This window comes from Rhodobacter sp. 4.3.4 (genome assembly GCF_058724655.1).
In genome coordinates this window covers 852,310-875,806 of the sequence record NZ_CM178967.1, presented here as the reverse complement: position 1 = coordinate 875,806, position 23,497 = coordinate 852,310, and the positions used below count along the sequence as shown (strand labels likewise).

Annotated in this window: 21 protein-coding genes; 1 reads left to right on the top strand and 20 read right to left on the bottom strand. The window is 67.4% G+C overall.

Annotated features, from left to right (window positions below):
* Positions 1 to 53: 53 nt before the first annotated feature.
* The 20 genes from hypD to AC4PTB_RS04125 form a co-directional block, all read right to left on the bottom strand.
* Positions 54 to 1,187, bottom strand: a complete 1,134-nt coding sequence (hypD, locus tag AC4PTB_RS04220; protein WP_492191847.1) for a hydrogenase formation protein HypD — start codon at positions 1,185 to 1,187, stop codon at positions 54 to 56.
* Positions 1,184 to 1,474 carry a HypC/HybG/HupF family hydrogenase formation chaperone gene (gene hypC, locus AC4PTB_RS04215; RefSeq protein ID WP_492191846.1) on the bottom strand — a complete coding sequence of 97 codons (291 nt, stop codon included), beginning with the start codon at positions 1,472 to 1,474 and terminating at the stop codon, positions 1,184 to 1,186. The genes hypD and hypC overlap by 4 nt, the downstream gene beginning before the upstream one ends.
* Positions 1,474 to 2,952, bottom strand: a complete 1,479-nt coding sequence (locus tag AC4PTB_RS04210; RefSeq protein WP_492191845.1) for a sigma-54-dependent transcriptional regulator — start codon at positions 2,950 to 2,952, stop codon at positions 1,474 to 1,476. The genes hypC and AC4PTB_RS04210 overlap by 1 nt, the downstream gene beginning before the upstream one ends.
* Positions 2,952 to 3,959, bottom strand: coding sequence for a hydrogenase nickel incorporation protein HypB (gene hypB / locus AC4PTB_RS04205; RefSeq protein WP_492191844.1), 1,008 nt, complete (start codon positions 3,957 to 3,959; stop codon positions 2,952 to 2,954). Before hypB ends, AC4PTB_RS04210 begins: the two co-directional genes overlap by 1 nt.
* Positions 3,959 to 4,300 carry a hydrogenase maturation nickel metallochaperone HypA gene (hypA, locus tag AC4PTB_RS04200; protein ID WP_492191843.1) on the bottom strand — a complete coding sequence of 114 codons (342 nt, stop codon included), beginning with the start codon at positions 4,298 to 4,300 and terminating at the stop codon, positions 3,959 to 3,961. The genes hypB and hypA overlap by 1 nt, the downstream gene beginning before the upstream one ends.
* The gene (locus AC4PTB_RS04195) at positions 4,293 to 5,177 is read right to left on the bottom strand and encodes a hydrogenase expression/formation protein HupK (protein ID WP_492191842.1); all 885 of its coding nucleotides are present in this window, start codon (positions 5,175 to 5,177) and stop codon (positions 4,293 to 4,295) included. Before AC4PTB_RS04195 ends, hypA begins: the two co-directional genes overlap by 8 nt.
* Positions 5,174 to 5,929, bottom strand: coding sequence for a [NiFe]-hydrogenase assembly chaperone HybE (locus AC4PTB_RS04190; protein ID WP_492192578.1), 756 nt, complete (start codon positions 5,927 to 5,929; stop codon positions 5,174 to 5,176). The genes AC4PTB_RS04195 and AC4PTB_RS04190 overlap by 4 nt, the downstream gene beginning before the upstream one ends.
* An 89-nt stretch (positions 5,930 to 6,018) precedes the next feature.
* Entirely contained in the window at positions 6,019 to 6,846 is an 828-nt protein-coding gene (locus AC4PTB_RS04185) for a hydrogenase expression/formation protein (RefSeq protein WP_492191841.1), read from the bottom strand.
* Positions 6,847 to 6,849: 3 nt separating this feature from the next.
* The gene (locus tag AC4PTB_RS04180) at positions 6,850 to 7,266 is read right to left on the bottom strand and encodes a thioredoxin domain-containing protein (protein WP_492191840.1); all 417 of its coding nucleotides are present in this window, start codon (positions 7,264 to 7,266) and stop codon (positions 6,850 to 6,852) included.
* Between the two features lie 7 nt (positions 7,267 to 7,273).
* On the bottom strand, positions 7,274 to 7,594 hold the full coding sequence (locus tag AC4PTB_RS04175; RefSeq protein WP_492191839.1) for a HypC/HybG/HupF family hydrogenase formation chaperone: 321 nt from the start codon (positions 7,592 to 7,594) through the stop codon (positions 7,274 to 7,276).
* Entirely contained in the window at positions 7,594 to 8,226 is a 633-nt protein-coding gene (locus tag AC4PTB_RS04170) for a HyaD/HybD family hydrogenase maturation endopeptidase (protein ID WP_492191838.1), read from the bottom strand. Before AC4PTB_RS04170 ends, AC4PTB_RS04175 begins: the two co-directional genes overlap by 1 nt.
* 204 nt (positions 8,227 to 8,430) lie before the next feature.
* Positions 8,431 to 9,219, bottom strand: coding sequence for a Ni/Fe-hydrogenase, b-type cytochrome subunit (cybH, locus tag AC4PTB_RS04165; protein WP_492191837.1), 789 nt, complete (start codon positions 9,217 to 9,219; stop codon positions 8,431 to 8,433).
* Between the two features lie 9 nt (positions 9,220 to 9,228).
* On the bottom strand, positions 9,229 to 11,022 hold the full coding sequence (locus AC4PTB_RS04160) for a nickel-dependent hydrogenase large subunit (protein ID WP_492191836.1): 1,794 nt from the start codon (positions 11,020 to 11,022) through the stop codon (positions 9,229 to 9,231).
* 3 nt (positions 11,023 to 11,025) lie between these two features.
* Positions 11,026 to 12,102, bottom strand: a complete 1,077-nt coding sequence (locus AC4PTB_RS04155) for a hydrogenase small subunit (protein ID WP_492191835.1) — start codon at positions 12,100 to 12,102, stop codon at positions 11,026 to 11,028.
* Between the two features lie 202 nt (positions 12,103 to 12,304).
* Positions 12,305 to 14,524, bottom strand: coding sequence for a carbamoyltransferase HypF (gene hypF / locus AC4PTB_RS04150; RefSeq protein ID WP_492191834.1), 2,220 nt, complete (start codon positions 14,522 to 14,524; stop codon positions 12,305 to 12,307).
* 52 nt (positions 14,525 to 14,576) lie between these two features.
* On the bottom strand, positions 14,577 to 16,007 hold the full coding sequence (locus tag AC4PTB_RS04145; protein WP_492191833.1) for a nickel-dependent hydrogenase large subunit: 1,431 nt from the start codon (positions 16,005 to 16,007) through the stop codon (positions 14,577 to 14,579).
* A complete protein-coding gene (locus AC4PTB_RS04140; RefSeq protein ID WP_492191832.1) occupies positions 16,004 to 17,002 on the bottom strand; it encodes an NADH-quinone oxidoreductase subunit B family protein in 999 nt (332 codons plus the stop codon). Before AC4PTB_RS04140 ends, AC4PTB_RS04145 begins: the two co-directional genes overlap by 4 nt.
* Positions 16,999 to 18,369 (bottom strand): sensor histidine kinase, encoded by a 1,371-nt coding sequence (locus AC4PTB_RS04135; protein ID WP_492191831.1) that lies wholly within the window; start codon positions 18,367 to 18,369, stop codon positions 16,999 to 17,001. The genes AC4PTB_RS04140 and AC4PTB_RS04135 overlap by 4 nt, the downstream gene beginning before the upstream one ends.
* A gap of 83 nt (positions 18,370 to 18,452) precedes the next feature.
* Entirely contained in the window at positions 18,453 to 18,998 is a 546-nt protein-coding gene (locus AC4PTB_RS04130; RefSeq protein WP_492191830.1) for a homospermidine synthase, read from the bottom strand.
* Entirely contained in the window at positions 18,980 to 20,449 is a 1,470-nt protein-coding gene (locus tag AC4PTB_RS04125) for a Ni/Fe hydrogenase subunit alpha (protein ID WP_492191829.1), read from the bottom strand. Before AC4PTB_RS04125 ends, AC4PTB_RS04130 begins: the two co-directional genes overlap by 19 nt.
* Positions 20,450 to 21,550: 1,101 nt before the next feature.
* On the opposite strand from AC4PTB_RS04125, the gene AC4PTB_RS04120 reads away from it, so the two are divergent.
* Positions 21,551 to 23,488 (top strand): methyl-accepting chemotaxis protein, encoded by a 1,938-nt coding sequence (locus AC4PTB_RS04120; RefSeq protein ID WP_492191828.1) that lies wholly within the window; start codon positions 21,551 to 21,553, stop codon positions 23,486 to 23,488.
* Positions 23,489 to 23,497 lie beyond the last annotated feature (9 nt).

Here is a 23,497-nt window from a genome sequence, read left to right as displayed (position 1 = left end):
GGGGGCGGGGGGCGGCAGCCCCCCGCTTTGAGTCGGGGGCAACGCCCCCGAAACTATTCCGCCGCCCGCGCCCCGCCATATTGCCAATAGGCCGCACAGGCCCCCTCCGAACTCACCATCAGCGCGCCCAAGGGCATTTCCGGCGTGCAGCCCTTGCCGAATTGCGCGCAGGCGACCGGCTTCATCCGCCCGGTCATCACCGCGCCGCAGGCGCAGCCCTCGGCCTCCTCGACCGCGGCGCGCTGGCCCGCATAGCCCACGCCGAATTTCTCCTCGGCATCATGGGCGCGATAGGCCGCCCGAATGCGCAGCCCCGAAGCGTCGATCTCGCCAAGCCCCCGCCATTCGAAGGACGGCCGCCGCTCATAGACGTCAGCAATCGCCGCCAGCGAGACCCTGTTGCCATGTTCGGGCACGACGCGGGCATATTGGTTCTCGATCGCCGCGCGGCCTTGGGATATCTGGCGCAGCACCATCAGCACCGATTGCAAGAGATCCGTCGGCTCGAACCCCGCCACAACCAGCGGCTTGCCATAGTCTTGCGCAATGAAATCATAGGGATGAATGCCGATCACCATCGACACATGGCCGGGCCCGATGAAGCCGTCGAGCCGCATGTAGGGGTCATCGAGCAGCGCCCGGATCGGTTCGGGCACGGTGATATGGTTGCAAAAGACGCTGAAATTCGAAAGCCCCTCACGGGCCGCCTGCTGGATCGCGAGCGCCGTCGAGGGCGTCGTCGTCTCGAAGCCCAGGCCGAAGAACACCACCTCGCGCCCGGGGTTGCGCCGCGCCAGTTCCAGCGCATCCAAGGGCGAATAGACCATGCGGATATCCGCCCCCGCCGCCTTCGCCTGCATCAGGCTCAGCTTCGATCCGGGCACCCGCATCGCATCGCCGAAGGTGCAAAAGATCACCTCGGGGCGCTGCGCGATCTCGATGCATTCATCGACCCGCGCGCGCGGCAGCACGCAGACCGGACAGCCCGGCCCGTGAATGAATTCGATGCCCGGATGAATGAGCTTGTCGAGCCCGTAGCGAAAGATCGAATGCGTATGCCCGCCGCAGATCTCCATGATGTGCAAGGGCTTTTCCGCCGTCGCCCCGATCTGCTCGGCCAGCCGCGCGATTTCGGCCAAAAGCCCCTTGGCCAGCGCGGGGTCGCGGAATTCGGAAGCGAATTTCATCCCCGCTCCTCCAGCGCCGCGGCCCCCTCGGCCATTTGCGCCAGCGTCTCCTGCGCCTCGCCCAGATCGCGCAAAGCCTCCAGCGTCCGCGCGGCCTCGTCCTCGTCAATCAGGCTCATCGCGAAGCCGACATGGATCAGCGCCCAATGCCCCAGCAGATCCTCAAGCGGGCCCTCGGCGACGCAGGCCACGTTCACCTCGCGCTGCACCCCCGACACATCGGCCAAGGCCATCATCCGACCGGCGTCGGTGATCGCCACGATCTGGCCCGGAATCCCCAGACACATCAGTCTTCCTCCTCTTCCTGCACCCGGCCCGCCGGATGCTCGATGCCGTAGCGGTCGAGTTTCGCGCGCAGCCCGACCCGGCTCAGCCCCAGTTCCGCCGCCGCCCGGCTCTTGTTCCAGCGGTTGCGGGTCAGCGTCTCGCGCAGGATCCGCATCTCGATCAGCTCGATACGATCCTTGAGCGTGCCATCCGCCGTCATCACCTCCTCGGCCGAGCGGTCGGCGCCGCTGTCCGAGGGGGCGGCCTGCAGGATGTGACGCGAGATCAGCTCGGCGCCGAGCACATTGTCCTGCGCAAAAATCAGCATCCGCGTGACTTCATTGTGCAATTCCCGCAGGTTGCCGGGCCAGTCGTAGTTTTCCAGAAATTCGAGCGCCGCGGCATCGAAGCCCAGCGCCTGCTTGCCATGCCGCACCGCCGCCTCGGCCAGCATCGATTGCGCCAGAAGCGCGACATCGCCGCGCCGCGCGCGCAAGGGCGGCAGCGCGATTTCCCCCGCCGAAAGCGCATAATAAAGATCGGCGCGAAACCGCCCCTCGGCCACCATCGCGCGCAGATCGGCCGCCGCGCCGGTGATCAGCCGCAGGTTGGTCGAGGCGGTTTCCTGCCCGCCCAAAGGCGTGATCGCGCCGTCCGCCAGCATCCGCAACAGCGCCAGCTGCAAGGCCGGGCTGGCCGCCTCGACCCCCGCCACGAAAAGCGTGCCGCGGTCGGCCTTTTGCGCCAGACCGATCTTCGCCACGCCGCCGGGCAGCACGCCGCGCCGCGCCCCGAACAGCTCGATCATCGCCAGATCCTCGGGCAGACCGGCGAGGTTGATCTCGTAAAACGGCTTGTCCGAGCGCAGCGAGACGTAATGCATCGCCCGCGCCAGCTGCGCCCGGCCAGAGCCGGGTTCGCCGCGCAACAGCACCGGCACGTCGAAACTGGCAAATTGCCGCGCCAGCGCAATGGCCGCATTCATCGCGGAATTCGGCGTGCGCAGGATGGTCTCGAACCCCATCCCCTCGCGCAGGGCCCGGCGGCGCTTTTCCACCCGGCTTTCCGAGGTGGAATTCAAAAGCCGCATCTCCAGCGAGAGCCGCTCGTTTTCCCGCGCGAGCGTGAACATCCGCGCCGCATTGCGCGCCGAGGACAGAAGCTGTTCGGGATGCCAGGGCTTGGTCAGGAACTGATGGATGCCCGCGTCATTGATCGCGGCCATCATCGAGGCGCTGTCGGTATAGCCGGTGATGATGATGCGCACGGTTTCCGGCCAGCGCTCGCGCACTTCGGTCAGGAAATCGACCCCGGTGCGGCCCGGCATGCGCTGATCGCAGATGATGACCTGCACCCATTCCTCTTCCAGAATAGCGATCGCCGCCTCGGCGCCCGGCGCGGTCAGCACGTCGAAATCGTCTTCGAGCGCAAGTTTCATCGCCGCCAGAGAATGCGGCTCGTCATCGACCAGAAGGATCGCGGGGGCCGAGGCAGCCATCAGCGCGCTTTCCGCGCCAGACCCGCGCGCAGCCAGTCGATCCAGGCCGCCATGCCTGCGCCGGTTCGGGCCGAGACGCGCAGAACCTCGATTTGCGGGTTCACCCGGCGGATATTGGCCTCGTAAAGGTCCAGGTCCACATCGCAATAGGGCGCCAGATCGACCTTGTTGAGGATCGCCAGCCCCGCCGCGGCAAACATGTCGGGATATTTCAAGGGCTTGTCCTCGCCCTCGGTGACCGAAAGAATCGCCACCTTGGCATCCTCGCCCAGATCGAAGGCGGCCGGGCAGACCAGATTGCCGACGTTTTCGATGAAGAGAAGCGCGCCTTCGGGCAGCGGCAGATGCGCCAGCGCCTGTTCGACCATCGCCCCGTCCAGATGGCAGCCCTTGCCGGTGTTGACCTGAATGGCCGCCGCCCCCGTCGCGCGGATGCGGTCGGCGTCATTCGTCGTCTGCTGATCGCCCTCGATCACCGCAAGGGGCTGGGCGCCGAGCATCTCGATCGTCCGCACCAGCAGCGTGGTCTTGCCCGAGCCGGGCGAGGAGACCAGGTTGGTTGCAAAAATGCTCTTTTGTGCCAGCCCGGCGCGGTTGCGGGCGGCATATTGGTTGTTTTTCGACAAGATGTCGGTCTCGATCTCGATCAACCGGGCCTGGCTCATGCCGGGCACTTCGGTGCCCGCCGGACCGTGGCCGAGATGGATGTCATGGGCGCAAGCGCCATGGGAATGGCCGTGATCGTGCCCATGCGCATGCGGGTGATCGCTGTCGGCCTCGGCGCCATGGGCGGTGTCATGGCTGTGGCTGTGCGCATGCGGATGAGAATGGCTCGTGCCGTCAGCATGGGTGTGCCAATGGCTGTGCGCATGGCTGTGGGTGCCCTGCGGCTCTGCCAGAACCGCAAAGGGGGCGGGCTTGTGCGTGCCGTCCTTGCCGGTCTTCTTCAGATGGTCCTTGAACTGATCCTCGACGCTGTGACCGCCACAGCCGCATACCGTGCACATCAGAGCACCTCCAAATCCTTGATCCGCATCTCGTCGCCGCCCTGCACCAGCAGCCGGGCCCCACCGCATTCTGGACAGATATCCAGCCGATGTTCGATTTCGACTGTTTTACCGCAGTCAAAGCAAGCCGCCTGCCCCGGAATGTCGAGAATCTGCAACTCGGCCCCTTCGGCCAAAGACCCGCGCAAGACCACGTCGAAGGCGAAGTCCAGCGCCGCCCGCTCCACCCCCGCCAGCCGCCCGATCTCGAGCCGCACCCGCGTCACCCTTGAAAACCCGTTGGCGCGGGCAGAGTCTTCGATCGCCGTGCGAATCCCCTCGACGATCGACATCTCATGCATGCGCCAGCTCCTGCACGGAAACGGCCACACAGGGGTCGAGAATGTCGACGACCAAAGCCGCCAGACCGGCCTTGGCGGCGGGCAGGCTGGCCAGCGACAGTGCCAGCGCGCCGCCCGGGGCCAGCAGGTGATCGGTGGGGGTGACGCGCGAAAGCGCCGTGACCATCCCCGCCTCGGCCCGGGCCGAAAGCGCATAGGTGCCGCGCGCCGCCGCCACCAGCGCGAGCCCCGGACGCGGCGTTTCGGCGGCCAGCGGCGCCTGCGCCAAAGCATGCAGATCGACAATCCGGCCCAGCGCGCGCCAGAACGGGCCCCGGCCGAAGCGCGCCTCGGCCTGACGCATCAGCGGCTCATCCGCGACCCGCCCGGCGGGGGAATTTTCCTGCGCCGTCAAGGCCATGGGATCGGAAAGCGGGGGCAGCACCGCCACCGCCTCGCCGGGCGCGAAAGCATGGCCCAGCGTCGCCAGAAGCGGCGCCACCCCCCGCCCCGAGATCAGGAAGTGCCACAGATCACCGGGCTTCTCGCCGCCCCACAGCCAGTCTTGCAGCGCCGGCCCGCCCTCGGCCCAATGATCGGGCAGGGGCTGCGGCCTCAGGCCCAGCAGTTTCGGCCAGATCAGGCAGAGCTTCGCCAGATGATCGCGCAGGATCTCGCGCCGCGCGGGCGCCGCCTCCACCGTCAGCCCCAGCGCCAGCCGCGCCGCATGGCCCTGCGCCGCGCCGCACAGATTGAACAGCCGCGGCAGCATCACAGCCACCTCCTCGGGCGGTCGGCCCAGCAGCATCGCCGCCACCGGCAAGGGATCGGGCGGGGTCAGGTTGACGGCCAGCCGCGCCCCCTCGGGACGCAGCACGATGCCCAGCGCCGCGCTCATTCCGCCTCTCCCTCGCCTGCAAGCCCCGCCGAGATCAGCCGCCGCCGTGTCGGCTGCGCCAGGGCCTCGGCCCGGGCGGCGGTTTCAGCCTTCTCGGCCTCGGCCGCCTCAAGCGCCGCCAGCTCCGCCGCGCGGCTGGCACGGATTTCGGCGGCACGGTCGGTCTCGGCGCGGTTTTCCGCCTTGAAGAGTTCGATCATCACCGCCCGCGCCAGATCGACCGCCTGCATCTGGGTCTGGAAATCGCCCATCGTCGGGTACAGCGAACAGGCCTTGTAGCCGCCCACCATCTCGCGCCGGTTGTGGATGAATTCATAGATGCCCGAGGGGAATTCCAGGTCTTCCTTGGCGCCCGGGATCAGGCCCGACCAATCCTCGCCCTCGGCGGGCAGCTGGATCAGGTTCATGAACCAAGGGCTGACAAGCACGCCAAGGCCGCGCCCTTCGTGGCTGCGAAAGCCCACGGCTTCGATCGACAGAGCCTTGTTCACCAAGGGCACGTCGCGCATCTTCGCATGCCAGATCTCGCGGAAATCGGCCACCAGCGCCGCCACCTGCGCGTCAATGCGGTTCTGTTCCAAAAGCGCAGGCGCGCCGGGGTCGCTTTGGACGATGAACTGCGCTTTTGGCGCATCGCAATTCGGGCAGTGCCAGTCCTCGGGCAGCTGGGCAAAGGGCGTGCCGGGCAGAACCTGGCGGAACTCGTCGCCCGAGGCCGGATCGTAGGGCGTCCAGCAGATCTTGCATTCCATGATCGCCTGATCGGAAATCCGGTCATTGGCGCCCAGATACGAGCCCTCGAACCCCGATCGGGGGGCATTTGCCCCGCTCAACGGCCCGCTCAACGGATCGCCTCCAGCACTTCGCGGATGCGGCCCGCCGAATCCTCCAGATCTTCGCGCGCGGCCAAGGCCACTTCCGGCATCGTCGTCACCTCGATCGTGTCGAGGATCAGCGCATCGGTCGAATTGTAGAACTGCACCCGCCAGACATGCGGCGTCGCCGTCGCGGTGATGCGGCAATTGCCATAGCCGCGCGACAGGATCGTCACCGCGCCCTCGCCCAGCATATAGTCGAGCAGCGTCAGGTCTTCTTCCGTATGCGGCAGCAGCGTCAGGTTGATCACATCCGCCGCGCCGCCCACGTAAGCCGCGGATTTGTCGAAAAGTTCCGCGACCAGCGCCGGGGCGTTCACGACGCCGTCGGAGAGCGGCGGCAGCGCGGTCTGGCCCTTGCGGAAGGGCTCGAAAGCGCGCGAGAGCGCCGCCGCGGGCACCGCCCCCACCTCGATCCGGTCGACCCCCGCCCCGGCCACCGACCAGACCCCGGCAAAGACCGATTCCTGCACCATCAGGGCCGGGATGCCGCGGATCTTCATCGCGACCTCGCCCTGCCCCATCGTCTCGGCGATCAGCGCGCGGTTTTGCGCATCAAGCCCCGCCAGATCAAAGCTCGCCATGCCGCCCTGCGCGCAGGCCTCGGCCGCCGCGGCGATCTCGGAGAGCAGCTTCAGCGCCGGGGCAACGGCGGAGCTATCCTCAACCTCGGGCAGATGCGCCGAATAGGTCCGCATCCCCGAGGGCAGCTGCATGTAGCCCAGTTCCTCGTCCCCCTCGGGCTGCGAGCCGGGGCCGAAACCGACGGGGGGCAGGTGGAAATTCGAGACCATGGCTCAGCCTTTCGCGGCAAGGATGTGAGAGGTGCGGGCGATGTAATCATCCCAGTCGCGGATCTTCTCGATGCCGCCCAGAAAGTCGCCGTCGCGGAAGAACAGGAACGAGGGGGTTTTCAGAACCCGGGTGGTTTCGCGCAGTTCGGCCTCGATGCCGTCGCCGACCACGGCGCAGTCAAAGGCGTTCTGGAATGCCTGGCGCAGTTCGGGCAGCACCACGGCGGCATCGGGGGTTTCCAGATTGCGCGCGCCGTCGCCCGGCACGAAGAGGCAATGCGCCCCCGGCCGGGTGGTGAATTCGCGCAGGTCATGCGCGTTCTCCAGCCGTGGCCAGCCGAAATCGGTGCTCAGCCGCGCCACCAGCGGATGGATATTGCCCGAGGGCGGCGCAGTATCGGGCATGTGAAAGTCGTGCATGAGGTCCTCAGGCGCTGGTCTTGCCGGCGTCGAGCGCGGCTTGAAGATGGGGGGGAAGCTGGGGCGAACGGGCTTCGAGATCGGCGAAGGCATCGCCCAGATCGCCGCCCGCCATCAGCGACCGCAGCCCGGCAAGGGCGGCGGTGATCTGCGCGGCCTGATCGGGCGTCAGCACTTCGCGGGCGGCACCAAGGAAGGCCAGAACCCAGTCGCCCGGCCGCGCCTCGGGGGTGAGCGACAGATCGACAAGGCCGGGGCGGCCGTCCTCGATCACGTCACCGCGGATGCCATCGACCGCCAGCAGCTGCACGGGAATGCCGACACACATCAGGCGCGGACCTTCGCGGCCGAGGGAAAGAAGCGGTGATCGCCGATCCGGCAGGCTTCGTCTTCGGTGGGGCGGCCGCGCTCATAAAGATCGCGGGAAAGCGAGGGATCAACCAGATCATTGCTGATCGTCGCACCCTTGCCCACCTCGATCCCCCAGGTGCGCAGCTCGCGCACCGCCTCGGCGATCGCCGGATCGACCTGTTCCGCCACGGCCGGGCGCAAACTGCCGCCGTAATCCTCCAGCTCGACCGGCTGGCAGCCGATCAGCGTCATATGCGCCGGGCAATGGCCCATCAGCTGTGCCGTCGCGATCACATCCTGAAAGCCGGTCTGATGCAGGCTCATCTTTTTCGCGCCCATGAAGGCGGGGACATCACCGTCGCGCAGGGTGAGCAGCGTGCCCGGGGCAAGACCGAAATCGACCGCATCAAAGACGATCAGCGCCTCGGCCTCTTCGAGGAAGGGCAGCAGGTAAAGCCCCTGCGTGCCGCCATCGAGCAGCTTCACCCGCTCGGGCAGCGCATGGGTTTCGGCCATCCGCTCGACACAGCGCACGCCGAAGCCCTCGTCGGCCCAAAGCACATTGCCGATGCCCAGAACGAGCACCCGTTCAGGTGTGAATGCTGGCATGGGTCCCTCCCTAGACCGTCGCTCGCGCGGGCGCCGCGCGCCCAAGATGATCCAACCGCAGGACCGGGAAAACCCGGCAAGAGAGTCGGAAAATCGCGAATTTCGGAAACTTCCTTACCACTTTTATGATGTATTTGGAAGAACTATTTCCACAAAAAACCGGGCACAGATCGCTCTGCGCCCGGCCTGCCCCTTGGGAAAGGGTCATTCGATCCGGTCGTCCTTGAAGGTCCGGTGCCCGGAGATCATCGTCGAGACCATCGATTGACGGCTCATCACGTCTTCGCGCACCGCGGCGTAGATATGGATGATCGCGAAAATCACGATCGCCCACATGCCCAGATGGTGCAACGTGTGCAGCCGCTGGCTGTTTTGCACATAGCCAAGCACCCAGCCGAACAGGCTGTCGGTCACGCCGCCCTGCCCCGCGCCTTCGGCATAAAGCGCCCAGCCGGTGATCATCATGAAGGTGATGCCGAGCGTGATGAAGGTGAACATCGCCGCATGGGCCAGCGGGTTGTGGCCGATGTATTTCTTCGGCTCTTCCTCGAGGAACAGATACCAGCGCAGCTCGAAGACGAATTCCTTCCAGTAGCGCAGGTTGAAGACCGGGATGTAGAACATCTGCCAGGCGTGGCGATTGCCCACGAAAGCCCAGTAGATGCGGCCGAAGAAGCCCACCGACATCACCACCCCGGCGGCGAAATGGGCAAAGCGGATGTAGCCCATGACGAACTGATCGGTGGCCTCGCCGATCTGCATCGAGGGCAGCGGCGAGGCGATGAGATAGCCGGTGACCACCAGAATGGTGATCGCCAGCGCATTGACCCAGTGCCAGACCCGCACCGGCGCCTCGTAGACATAGACAGACGTTCGCCGCCGGATGCTTTCAAGGTCTTCGCGGGTAGCGTCGCCGGTCAGTCGCGAGGCCTCGAAGATTTCATCCGGGCCACGGACGGGGGCATTGATCCTTTCGTCGGAAACTCCCTTCATGGCATCCCCCTAGCGGACCGTGACGGTGGTCAGGGGGGCGCCTTCGGCCGACATGACGTGGGTCGAACAGGCGAGGCAGGGATCGAAGCTGTGCAGCGTGCGCAGGATCTCGACCGGCTCCTCGGGGCGCTCCATCTTGGTGTTCAGCAGCGAGGCCTCGAAGGCGCCGATATTGCCCTTGCTGTCGCGGGGCGAGCCGTTCCAGGTCGTCGGCACGACGCATTGATAATTCTCGATGCGGCCATCCTTGATCCTGACCCAATGGCCCAGCGCGCCGCGCGGTGCCTCGGTCATGCCCACGCCCTTGGCCTCCTTGGGCCAGGTCGAGGGGTCCCATTTCTCGACATTCGCCGTCGAGCTGTCGCCGTTCTTGATATTGGTGACAAGCTTGTCGAAGAAATGCTTTTGCAGACGGCAGCAGTATTCCGCCTCCAAGGCCCGCGCCGCGGTGCGACCCAGCGTCGAGAACAGCGCCGAAACCGGCAGGTTCATGTCGCGCAGCAGGCCGTCGACCTGGGTCTTGATGTCCTCGTGACCCTTGGCATAGCCGACGATGTAACGCGCCAGCGGCCCCACCTCCATCGCATTGCCGCGCCAGCGCGGCGCCTTGATCCAGGAATATTTCGCGCCTTCGTCGATATTCTCGATATTGGTGCGGGTGCCCACGAGGTTCGGACCCAGCTCGAATTTCGGCTCGGTCCGGCCATCCCAGGGATGCAGCCCCATCCCCGGCTCGCCGTAATCATACCAGGAATGGTCGACGAATTCCTGCACCTGTTCGGGGTCGGTCGTATCAACGTCATGCACCTCGTTGAGGTTGCCGTTGATGATCGCACCGCGCGGCAGATGCAGCTGACCGGCGCTGAAATCATTCGGGTTTTCCGGGATGTCGCCATAGGACATCACCGATTGCCCCGACAGCCCGCCGCCGTAGAGCCAGTTCTTGTAGAAGCCGCCGATGGCTTTCAGGTCGGGCAGATAGACGTTGCGGGTGAATTCGGTGCAGCGGTCGATGATCGAGGAGACGAGGTTCAGCCGCTCCATGTTGATCGCGCCGACCGCACCGACGCCATGGACGTTGATCGGACAGGGCACGCCGCCGACAAGCCAGTTCGGATGCGGGTTCTTGCCGCCGAAGATCGTGTGGACCTTGACCACTTCCTTTTGCAGATCAAGCGCTTCCAGATAATGCGTCGTCGCCATCAGATCGGCTTCGGGCGGAAGCTTGTAGGCCGGATTGTCCCAGTAGCCGTTCTTGAAGAGGCCGAGTTGCCCGCTTTCGACGAATTTCTTCAGCCGGTTCTGCACGTCGCGGAAATAGCCGGGCGAAGACAGCGGATGGCTGGGCGAAACCATCTGCTGCAGCTCCGAGGTCGCCTTGGGATCGGCGCGCAGCGCATTGACCGGGTTCACCCAGTCCAGCGCATGCAGATGGTAGAAGTGCACGATATGGTCGTGGATCTGCAGGTTCAGCTGCATCATGTTGCGGATCGAATTGGCATTGTCCGGGATGGTGATCCCGAGCGCGCTTTCGACCGCGCGGACCGAGGTCAGCGCATGGGTGCCGGTGCAGACGCCGCAGATCCGTTCGGTGAAGGCCCAAGCGTCGCGCGGATCGCGGCCCTTCAGGATGACTTCAAGGCCGCGCCACATCGTCCCGGTCGAAACCGCGTTGGTGATGATGCCCTGATCGTTGACGTTCACTTCGCAGCGCATATGGCCTTCGATCCGGGTGACGGGATCGACGACGATGCGTTTGCCGGCGTTATCAAGGGTGAAGCCATTCGGCGTCTGGGTCGTCATGGCTTACGCCTCCTCGTTCTTTTTCTGCGCCCGCTTGAGCACGGAGACGGCGGCATGGGCGGCAACGGCGGCACCCACAAGGCCGGTGGCGGTCCAGCCGATCTGGTCGGCGGTGGCTTCGATGCCGAATTGCTTGATCGTGGTCAGCCGGTCATAGAAGCTGCCCTGATCCCAGAACCCGTCCTCGGAACAGCCGATGCAGCCGTGGCCGGACTGGATCGGGAAGCTGACGCCGCCGTTCCAGCGCACGGTCGAACAGGCGTTGTAGGTGGTCGGGCCCTTGCAGCCCATCTTGTAGAGGCAATAGCCTTTGCGCGCGTTCTCGTCGTCCCAGTGTTCGACGAACTGGCCAGCGTCGAAATGCGGGCGGCGGTAGCATTTGTCGTGGATGCGCTGGCTGTAGAACATCGCCGGGCGGCCCTGACGGTCCAGTTCCGGCATCCGGTCGAAGGTCAGCATGTAGGTGATGACGCCGGTCATCACCTCGGCGATCGGCGGGCAGCCCGGGACCTTGATGATCGGCTTGTCGGTGATCACCTTGTGCACCGGCGTCGCCTGGGTCGGGTTCGGCGCCGCGGCCTGCACGCAGCCATAGGACGCGCAGGCCCCCCAGCTGATGATCGCCTTGGCCCCTTCCGCGGCGTGGCGCAGCTTCTCGACAAAGGGCTTGCCGCCGGTGATGCAGAACATCCCGTCTTCATTGAGCGGCGGGTTGCCCTCGACGGCCAGGATGTAGTTGCCCTTGTATTTCGCGATCGTGTCTTCAAAGGCCGCCTCGGCGGCATGGCCCGCGGCAGCCATCAGCGTGTCGTCGTAATCCAGCGAGATCATCGACAGCACGACATCCTTGGCCAGGGGATGGGCCGAGCGAATAAAGCTTTCCGAACAGCAGGTGCATTCCAGCCCGTGCACCCAGACAACCGGGGTGCGCGGCTTGGTTTCCATGGCCTCGGCGATTTGCGGCACGAAGGAGGGGCCGAGCCCCAAAGCTGCTGCGGTGAGCGAACAGAACTTCATGAAACTGCGCCGGGTGATCCCCTGACGCCGCATCACGTCATAGAAAGTTTCGATGTCCGACAATTGTCCCTCCCTTGCCTTCAGACGCGCCGTGACTTCGGTGCCGCGCCCATGGGTAGAGTGGGATTCTCATCGTTGGGCCGGTTTCCGCCAATGAGAAACGGCAAATTGTCGCAGAAAAATTTTATCTTTTATTTTCAATGGTGTGCGATTTTGTCGCGGAAAAAATCCGAAAGCAATCTGACCGCCCTTGCTTCCACTCTGGTTAGAGAGTTTCCAATTTTGCCGCCGCGACAAGGGCCTGACCCAGCGCCAGCCCGCCATCATTGGCCGGGATGCTGCACTGCGTCAGAATCCTTTGACCGGCAAGGATTTCTCGCGCCAGGATTGCAAATCTGGCATTCTGGAAACAGCCGCCCGTCAGCGCCACCGCCGCGGCCCGTCCGCTGTCGATCAGCGCCACGGCCTCGGCGGCAAAAGCCTGCACCAGGCTCGCGTGCAGCGCATGGGCGACGCGGTCGGGCGGCTCGCCTGCCGCCAGAAGTTGAAACAGCGGCGCCGGGTCGATCTCACCCGCAAGGACCGGCAGCTCCGGCACCGGCCCGGTGTCGGCGGCCAGTGATTCCAGCCGCATCGCCGCCTCGCCCTCATAGCTTTGGCGCATCGGACAGATGCCGAGACAGGCGGCGACGGCATCGAACAGCCGCCCGGCACTCGAGGACAGCGGCGCGTTGATCGCCTTGGCCGCCATCTGACGGGCCAGATCGCGCGGCGCTTCGGGGAAAAGCCGGTCGGCCAAATCCGGCAGCCCCGCCGCATCCAGCCGCACCAGCGCATTGCGCCAGGGCTCGCTCTGCGCCCGGTCGCCGCCGATCAGGGGCGCGGGCTTCAGCCAGGCGATACGCTCGAAGCCCCGGTAATCGCCCAGCAAAAGTTCGCCCCCCCAGACCGTGCCGTCAGGGCCAAGGCCAAGCCCATCCAGCACGATCGCCGCCACCTTGCCGCCCTCCTTCGGCCAGAGGTTTTCGCCCAGACAGGCGGCCAGATGGGCGTGATGGTGCTGCACCGCGATCAGCGGCACGCCAAGCCGCCCGGCCCGGGCGGCGCCGTGGCGGGAAGCACGGAAATCGGGGTGCAGATCGACCGCCACCGCCTGCGGGTGATGGTCGAACAGCGCCGCATAATCGGCATCGGCCTGCAGGAACGCTTCCCAGGTCAGGGCCTCGTCCAGCGCGCCCAGATGATGGCCCAAAAGCGCCTGACCGTTCTTGATCAGGCACAGCGCCGCCTTCATCTGCCCACCATAGGCGACGACCTGCGGCGCCGCCTCAAAGCCCGGCGGCAGCGGCAGCGTGCCCGGCACCTGGCCGCGGGCGCGGCGCAGCACCATCGGCGGATCGGCCCGCAGGACCGAGTCATCCAGCCGCCGGGCAATGGCGCGATCATGCATCAGAAAGGCATCGGCAAAGGCCGACAGTTTTTCGCGCGCCTCCTCGTTGCCGATCACCTGCGGCGCGCCCGAAAGGTTTCCGCTGGTCATCACCTGCACGCCGTCAAAGGCATCCAGCAACAGATGATGCAGCGGCGTTGCGGGCAGCATCACCCCCAGCGCGCCGATGCCGGGGGCGAGGGTCTCGGGCAACACGCCGCGCGCGGGCATCAGGACGATCGGTGCCGCGGGATCGCGCAGCGCCGCAAGCGCCGCGGGACTGACCGAGACGATGCGCTCCAGATCGGCCTCGCGCGCCATCAGCGCAAAGGGCTTGGCCAGGCGGTGCTTGCGGGCGCGCAGCCGGTCGACGGCTTCGGCATTCGTCGCATCGCAGGCCAGATGAAAGCCGCCAAGCCCTTTCACCGCAAGGATTTCCCCCGCCCGCAACCGGGCGGCGGCAAGCGCGATCGCATCGCCCGGCAGCTCAACCCCGCCCACCTCCAGCCAGAGCCGAGGCCCGCAATCGGGGCAGGCGATGGGCTGGGCGTGAAAGCGCCGGTCGGCGGGGTCTTCATATTCCGCCCGGCAGGCCGGGCACATCGCAAAGGGCGCCATCGTCGTGCGGGCGCGGTCATAGGGCAGGCTTTGCAGGATGGAAAACCGCGGCCCGCAATGGGTGCAGTTGGTGAAGGCATAGCCGCGCCGCCGGCCTTCGCCGCGGATCTCGGCCAGACAGTCCGGACAGGTCGCGGCATCGGGCGTCACCCGCGTCTCGGCCCCGGCCCCGCCCGAGGCCACGATCTCAAACCCCTCGGGCAGATCGTCGAAGACCGCCGCCACCACCTCGACCGCATCGACCCGCGCGAGCGGCGGCGCATCGCGACGCAGCGCCTCGGCAAAATCGCCCAAGGCGCCCGCAACCCGGATCAGCACCCCCTCGGCATCGTTCAGCACCACCCCGCGCAGCCCGCGCGCCCGCGCCAATTGCCAGACAAAGGGCCGAAACCCCACGCCCTGCACCTGCCCCCGCACCCTGATCTGCCAAGCCTGCATTTCATCTTGCCTCAAATATCCCGGGGGTGTGGGGGCAGCGCCCCCACCGCGCTCAATGCACGGTGCACACCATGCAGGGATCGAAACTGCGCACGACATGCTGCACGGCCACCGGGCTGTCCTCGCCGGGCGCAACCGGGGCGCCGACCAGCGCCGCCTCCAGCGGCCCCGGCACGCCCGCACTGTCGCGGGGGGAAAAGTTCCAGGTCGTCGGCGCGATGATCTGATAAGACGCGATCCTGCCGCCCTCGATGCGCAGCCAATGGCCCAGACTGCCGCGCGCGGCTTCGACAAGCCCCGCGCCCGCGCCCGCCTCGGGCATCCGGCCCTGCAGCATGTAAACCGCCCCGGGATCGAGCGCCGCCGCCCAGCCCTCCATCAGCAGCTGCGTCCGCGCCAGTTCCAGCAGCCGCCCGGCCACGCGCGCCAGCACGCCGCCCCCCGCCAGATCCACCGCCAGCGGATGGCCGTCGATCACCTGCCGCGCCAGCGCCCCCACCTCGACCGGCTGCCCGCCCAGCCGCGGCGCCTTGCACCAGCTGTAAGCGCCCGCGCGCATCGTCTCGTCGGGGCGGGTGACGCCGTCAAAGGGATGCGCCGTGCCGCCCAGCATCCAGGCATGGCTGAGATCCTCGGCAATCGCCGCCATGTCCGGCACCGTGACCGCCCCCGCCTGCCAAAGCCCCGGCGCGAAACCATGCCCCTCGGCCAGCGGATAGGCGCCAAAACTCAGATAGCGCCCGGCACCGCGGCCCAGCCGGTCCAGGTCCAGATCGGCGGCGATTTCCACAAACAGCCCGGCATCGCCGCGATCCCAGCGCAGCAGATCGGCAACCGAGGCAAGGCCCGCGAAATCCTCGAGCCGCCCGCCGAAAACCTGCGTTTCCAGATGTTTGCGGAACATCCGCAGCTCGGTCTGAATGCGCAATATCTCGCGCGCGCCCGGCGCGCGGGTGACGCCGCCCGGTTGCAGCGCCAAGGTGTGCGGCCATTTCCCCGCCACCAGCCCCAGAATATGCATCAGCCCCGCGCGCGCCGCGATCGCCGCCCGGCCCGCCTGCCCCTCGATCGACGCAAACCGCGCGACGGCGCGCGGATACCACGGCCGGGCGGCGTAACAGGGCCGGGTGAAATCGGGCATGAAGAACAGGTTGAAATGCACCAGATGGTCCGAGACATTCTCGACCGCATGAATGAGTGCGGCCAGCCACGCGCCCTGATCGGTCGGCGCAAGCCCCATCGCCGCCCCCAGCGCCCGCGCCGCGGCGGCCGATTGCGAGATCGAGCAGATGCCGCAGATCCGCGGCGTCAGCGTCAGCGCGTCACTGGGGGCGCGGCCTTCCAGCATGCGCTCGAAGCCGCGGTAGAGCGGGCTGTTGACCCGGGCCGCGGCCACCCGCCCCCCGGCCAGATCGAGATGCACCTCCAGATCGCCCTCGACCCGGTTGAACGGGCCGACGACCAGCCGCGGTGTGTCGCTCATCGCCGCCCCCCGGGTTTGCGGATCGTCGGCGGCACCGTCACGCGCGGGGCCACCGCATTCTGCGCGATCCGCTCGGGCGTCGCGGCTTTCGAGAGCGAGGCCAGCGCCATGAACCAGGCCTTCGGCATGTCGGCCGGAAGCCCCACCGGGACGCCCGCGACCTTTGGCGTTTCGGTGAAGGGGTGACGGGGTTCCTCGAATTCCGGCGCGGTGCAGGCGATGCAGGGATAGCCGCCCCGCGTGCAGGAGCCTTCGCCATTCCAGGGGCGGATGTTGCAATCGCCCACGGCTTGCGTGCCGACGCAGCCCAGATGTTCCATCATGCAGCCCAGATCGGAAAGCTGCAGCGCCGAGGCCTTGTATTCATAGAATTCGTTGCGCGGGCAGCCGTGATGCACCAGATGTTGCGCGTAAAACAGCGGACGGCCCAGCGCATCCAGATCCGCCGCGGACAGTTTGCACTGCGCCAGCAGCATCAGCGTCTCGGTCACCCAGCCCGGATGGGTCGGACAGCCCGCGATATTGACGACGGGCAGGCCCGAGCGGGCGCGAAACCCGGGCGCCAGCACGCCGCCCGGATGCGCGCCCTCAGAGGCCAGCCCGACCGCATCCGAGGGGTTCCCCCCGGCCGAGGTCACCCCGCCATAAGCGGCGCAAGACCCCACCGCGACGACATGCTCCGCCAGCGGCGCCAGCGCCCGCACCCAGTCAAGCATCGACCGCCCGGTGCCCGAGAGCATCTGGAACCGCCCCGTGCCCATCGGCCCGCGGGCAATCGCCCCCTCGACGGCCAGACAGTCGAGCGCGATCTCTCCGGCCTCGATCGCCGCCAGAAGCGCGCGCACCTCGCCGCCCGTGGCAAGGCTCAGCCCCGGATGCCACAGGAACTCCACCCCCGCCGAGGCCAGGGTGTCGATCAGATCGGGGGCCTCGGCACAAAGCGCCGACATCGTGCAGCCGCCGCAGCCCGCGGCCTGCAACCACAGAACCTTCATGCCGGCGCCCCCGCCAGCGCCAGATCGAAGCAAAAACAGGCGCCGCCGAGCGGGCTTTCGGGCAAAAGCCGCAGCCGCCCGCCATGTTCCTCGACGATCTTGGCGCTGATCGACAGCCCCAGCCCGGTGCCCTTGCCGACATCCTTGGTGGTGAAGAACGGGTCGAAAATCGTCGGCGCCACATCCTCGGGCACCCCCGGCCCGGTGTCGGAGACGACCAGTTCGCCCCGGCCCGCGGCGATCCGCGCCTCGATGCGGATGCGCCCATCCTGAAAATCGCCCATCGCATCAAGGGCGTTTTGCACCAGATTCATCACCACCTGCTGAATATGACCCGGCCGCCCGATCACCTCGAGCGCGGCAAGGCCGATGAAATCGACCGCCACCGCGGTTTTCGAGCCACGCCGCACCCAATCCGCCGCCACCCCGGCGGTGGCGACCAGATCGAAGGCCACCTGCGCGCCGGTGCCCTCCGAGGAAAGGCGGCGCAGATCCTCGACGATGGCGCGCACCCGCTCGGCGCCGTCGCGGGCACCGTCGATGGCGGTGCGCAGATTGCCAAGCTCGCGCTCCAGCTTCAGGCGCTCGCGCAGCGCCACCAGCTCCGCGCGCGAGGCCCCCGCCTGCACCGCGGCGAAATAGGTCTCGAATTTCGCGGCATAGCGCTCCATCGCATGGGCATTGGCGTAAACGAAGGAAATCGGGTTGTTCAGCTCATGCGCGACGCCCGCCAGCAGACGGCCCAGCGAGGCGAGTTTCTCGTTGCGCACCAGCTGCGCCTGCGCCGCGATCAACGCCGCATGCGAGCGTTCAAGTTCGGAATAGGCCTGGCGCAATTCCCCCAGCGGACGGCCGGTCAGCACATAGCCGATCAGCCGGTCGCGCTCGTCCAGGCGCGGGCTGACCGACAGTTCCAGCGGCGCCGGACCGCCCGGTCCGATCAGCGCCGCCTCGATCGTGACCGGGGCACGGCGGTTCGCCGCCTCGGCCAGCACGCGGTCAAGCCGCAGCCCCGAGGCCGGATCGAACAGCGCCGAGAGCGGCTGCCCCTGCCAGACCCCCGCCCCCTGCCCGGTCAGCGCCTCGACCGAGGCCGAAGTGCCCAGCACCTCCCCCGCCCGCGAAACGACGATCAGCGCATCCGAGACCGAGGCGAAGATCGAACCAAGATAGGAGCGCAGGTCTTCGAGTTCGTGGTTCTGCCGCTCCAGCCGTTCCTGATACTCGACAAGTTCCGCATAGGTGCGATCAACGGCCGAGAGCACATCGACCCAGACCGCATCGCCCGCCGCATGACCGGGCAACAGACCGGCCAGAGCGGCCGGATCGAAACGGGGCGGACCGTCGGTGACGGGCGGTCGGGGCATGGCGCGGCTCCGGTGCGGGGCGGCCTCAGCATATCGGGCTTGCGGCCCCGCGCAAGGGGAGAGCCGGCCCGGGTCCTGCGGGGTCACTCGGCGGCCGGGCGGCGATCGTCGCTGGCGGGGAACAGATCCTCGGCCGGGCCGGTCAGCGCCGCCTGCCAGCGGTCGATCCCGGGCCAGGACAGCAGCGGGATCAGAAAGCCCCAGGCCTGCGCCAGATGCACCCGCGCCGCGGCGCTGAGACCTTCCTGCAGCGCGAAGCTTTCGCCGCGCAGGCACAGCACGAAAGCGGGCGGCGGCTCGTCATGCATGACCTGGCGATAGGCTTCCAGCACGCCCTCGGGGCCGATGCCAAGGCTGGTCGAGGGCCCGAGGAAGCGGCGCGGCATCGCCTGCACGAAGGCAAAGGGCGCGGGCGTGCCCATGCCCGCATCGATGAACAGCGCCATATCCTGACCGACCAGATCCAGCGCATGTTCGACCTGCAGCTGCTCCTCTTCGATCAGGGTGATGTGGCTCCAGCCCGCCCGGGCAATGCGCGCGGCCAGCCGCGGCCCCAGCGCGTCATCGCCGCGGCTTTCATTGCCCCAGGCAAAGACGACCAGACGCGGCCCTAGGATCGAACGCAGCATGACACCCCCCCGTCCGCGCCCCGGCGCAGCCCCGAAACGACCGTCCCCGCGGCATCGATCAGCTCGACCGACAGCGGCATCTGCCCCAGCGCATGGGCGGCACAGGACAGGCAGGGGTCAAAGGCGCGGATCGCCACCTCGATATGGGCCAGCAGACCCTCGGTGACCCGGCTGCCGTCGCAATAGCGCGCCGCCACCCCCTGCAGCGCCGCATTCAGCGCCCGGCTGTTGTTGCGGGTGGACAAAAGCAGCGTGCAGCGGTGGACCCGTCCGGCCTCGTCGACCTCGTAGCTTTGCAAAAGCGTGCCGCGCGGCGCCTCGATCACGCCGACAGCCTCGCGCTGCGGGGCGCCGCGCTCGGCCATCAGATCAGCGCCCAGAAGCTCGGGATCGTCCAGCAGGTCGCGGATCAGCTCGGCCGCATGCAGCAGTTCGACCAGCCGGGCGCCGTGGTGGAAGACCGCCCCCTGCAACGGCTTCCCGTCCGCGGGGGCGAGAAGCCGCTGCCGTTCGGTCTCGGCCTTCTCGGAGGTCAGAAGGTCGCAGACCTGCAACCGCGCCAGCGGTCCGACGCGATACCAACCCGTCTCGGGGCCGAGCGCGCGCAGATGCGGAGCACCCGGGCCGGGCGTTTCGGCCAGAACGCCGCGATAGGCCGCGGCGGGGATGGCGTCGAACAGCGTCGCCCCCCGGGCATCGCGGGCCCGCAGCTGGCCATCGTAGAAATCCACCGCCCCCGAGGGCCCGACCAGCGCCAGCAGGTTGCCGTCATCCGCGCCAAGATCGTCGTAAAACGCCGGGTTGGTGCCCTGCAGCCGCTCCAGCACCCGCAGCGCGCCGACCGCCCAGTCGATGACCTGATCGACATCGGCGCGCAGCTGATCGCGGTCCTCGCGCGCCAGCCGCCGCCGCATCCCCCCGGGCACCGCCCCGGCGCCGCGCAACCGCCCGCCGGTGATCGCCCGCACCACCTCCTGCCCGAAGCGGCGCATCAGCACCCCCTCGGTCGCCAGCTGCGGAAAGGCGCGCGCGACATCGACCAGACCGCGCCTTGCGGGTTCGCTGTCGAAGCCCAGAAGCAGGTCCGGCTCGGCCAGATGATAAAGCTGCACCGCATGGCTTTGCACGATCTGGCCGTATTGCATCAGCCGCCGCAGCTTTTCCGCCGTGGGGGTGAGCCGGTCATAACCCGCGATCCGGTCCATCGCCTTGATTGCGGCCAGATGCTGGCTCACCGGGCAGAGGCCGCACAGCTGCTGCACCGCCTCGGGGATCTCGGCAATCGCGCGGCCCTCAAGGAAGGTCTCGACCCCGCATTGTTCGAGCAGCTGCAGCTGCACCTGTTGCAGCGCGCCGCCCGCATCGAGGCGGATCGTCACCCTGCCCTGGCCCTCGCGCTCCGGGCCGGAGCAGGCCGGGCGGTGCGCCGATGTGACCGGGATCGGCAGCATGCGGAGGGGGGGGACAGTCTCACGGGCAAGCATCGGGGCACTCGGCGGCAGCAGGCGGGGCAGCGGGCGGGACCCCGCGGGTCGAAGCAACAGGACGGCGGGCACGGGCACGACACCGGGGCGCCGAGGTCCGGCCGGGGGTCATGGAGAGGTCAGGCACAATCGCCGCGGTCCGTGGTCGGGCGGGATCTCTCCCGGTCCCGACGCGATGCGCGGGGGCCATATGTCCGACCCAGACCCCCTCGCCATCTTCCAGGATCTGCGGCCTTCTGCGGCCCGAACCCCTCCATCCTCCACCCTTCCCTTGGGATGGATCAAATTTGCGCGAACCCGCCGGGCCGGTCAAACGAATTGCCCGCGGCGCCGGAAAGCTTTTCATCATGCTTGCCAAAAGCTTTTCGGCGCAGCGACCGCCGCCCCCGGCCGCATGCTGAATTAGGGAATTATGACTGACCTTGTTTTCCGGCAAAATTCCCGCCCCGGAAAGAGCACGGGCGCCGCGCCGCAGCCCCGCGCCGAAATCCGGCCTCGTCCGGCCATATCGGACACCATCCACACCCCATCACGCCGGACGAACCTCGTAAGACCGACGCAAACCCGAGGGACAGATCGGGAACCCGCATAAACCGGGACCGCATCGGCCCCTTCTGCGCGCGAGAAAATCGCCCCAGAAAAACCCGCAAAAGGCGAATTTCCCAGCAAAAACCGCGACCCGAACCGGGCCGTCCGGCGTTTTGTGGCCCCGGCGCGACGGCCCGCAAAAGAGGGTGCGATCAAATACATTCCAGCACGCGGAAAAAACGGAAACCCGCCTTCCACCCAGCATTTCGGCCAGGCTTTCGCCCCCGTTTCCGGGCCTTTCCGGCCTGCCACCGGGCGGCGGAGGCCGTCTCGGGGGGGGGGCTTGCGACGGGTGTGGCGCGGGCGGCGCCTACAGCCGCGGCGGGCGGCACTAAATCTAAAACAAATCCAGAACCGCAAGAAACCGTAAGAGAATATTGACAGTTAGCTGCCAGATTGGGGGTCCCACTTCGGCCCGTTTCCAGTCTTGTCGCGTACCGTTCCTGGCCAGGCTTTCACCTTCCCAGATCTCAAGGCCCCATGAAAAACAAATTCTTCGGTATCTCCGCCCGTATCTACGCCATCGTGGCCCTTGCCGCGCTCTCGCTGATCATCCTGTCCGAAACGCTTGTGCGTTTTGCGGTGTCGAACGCCTATCAGATGCGTGAACAGCATCTCAGCGATGTCACCGACACCGCCATCGGCATCCTGATCGACCTTGAGGCGCAGGTGCAGGCGGGCAAGCTTTCCCCTGATCAGGCCCGCGCCGAGGGCACCCGGCGTCTGACCGCACTCCGATTCGACACCTCGGGCTATTTTTACGTGCTCGACCACAAGGGCGTGATTCAGGTCCACCCGACGATGCCCGACTGGATCGGCACGTCGCAGCTGGGCTACACCGACCCTTATGGCAAGAAACTCTTCGTCGAGATGATCAAGGTCGCCGAGACCGCGGGCAGCGGCAAGGTGATCTACCACTTCAAGAAGCCCGAAAACGAGACGCCCGAGGAAAAGATCGGTTTCGTGCGCGATTTCGCCCCCTGGGGCTGGATCGTCGGCACCGGCTCTTATGTCACCGACATCACCGCGGCGCTGGCCTATCTGCGCAACGCTTCGCTGATCGCGATGGCGGTGGCGCTGGTGGCGCTGGGCGGGGCGGCGACGGCGCTGGCGCGCTCGGTCACCGGGCCTTTCGGCGCGGTGAATGACCGGATGCGGCAGATGACCGCCGGCGACACCGAGAGCCCGGTGCCCTGCACCAATGCACGCGGAGAAGTCGGCGAAATGGCGCAGGCGCTCGAGGTGTTCCGGGCCTCGCTGGCGGAAAAGGCGGAGCTGGAGCGGCAGCGCCGCGACCAGGAGGCCGAGATTGCCCGGGCCGAGGCGCAGGCCCGCGACCGCGAAGAGGCGCTGCGGCGCCGCGAACAGGAGGCCGAGGCGGAAGCGCAGCGCGCCGAAGCGGCCCGCCAGGCCGAACGCGAGGCCGAGCGTCAGCGCACCGAGGCCGAACGCGAGGCGCAGATGCGCGAGCAGATGAATGTCGTCTCGGCTCTGGCCCGGGGTCTGCAGGCGCTCTCGGCGGGCGATCTGACCGCCCGGATCACCGAGACCTTCCCCTCCGCCTACGAAGGGTTGCGCCATGATTTCAACGGCGCCATCGACAAGGTCGCGGGGCTGATCTCTTCGATCGTGCAAACGACCGAAGTGGTCGAGACCGAGGCGGGCCAGCTCGGCTCGGCCTCGATGGAGCTGGGTCGGCGCACCGAAACGCAGGCCGCCTCGCTGGAGGAAACGGCGGCGGCGATGAACCAGATGGCGGCCTCGGTCGCGCAATCGGTCGAGGGGGTGCGCTCCGCGGCGCAGGCGGTGAACCGCACCCGGACCACCACCGCCACCGGCCGCGACGTGGTGCGGCAGACGCAGCGGGCGATGGACGACATCGCGCAAAGCTCCGACAAGATCTCGCGCATCACCCATGTCATCGACGACATCGCCTTCCAGACCAATCTTCTGGCGCTGAACGCCGGGGTCGAGGCGGCACGGGCGGGCGAAACGGGGCGCGGCTTTGCCGTCGTCGCCTCCGAGGTGCGGGCGCTGGCGCAACGCTCCTCGGAAGCCGCGCGCGAAATCGCCGCCCTGATCGACACCTCGTCGCGACAGGTTGCCACGGGGGTGGATCTGGCCGCGCGCTCGGACACCGCGCTGGGCGAGATCGAGACGCTGGTGACCGAGCTGGACGGGCTTCTGGACGGGATCGCAAGCGCCGCGGCCGAGCAATCCTCCGGCATCTCCGAGGTGACGGCGGCGGTGAACCAGCTCGATCAGGTGACGCAGCATAACGCCGCGATGTTCGAGGAAAATTCCGCCGCGACCCAGGGTCTTTTGCACGAAGCGCGCACGCTCAAGGAGTTCAGCTCCGTGTTCCGCATCGCCGGCCGCGCCGGCGAGCCCGACTGGGACCAGCGGATGGCGGGCTGACCGCCGTCC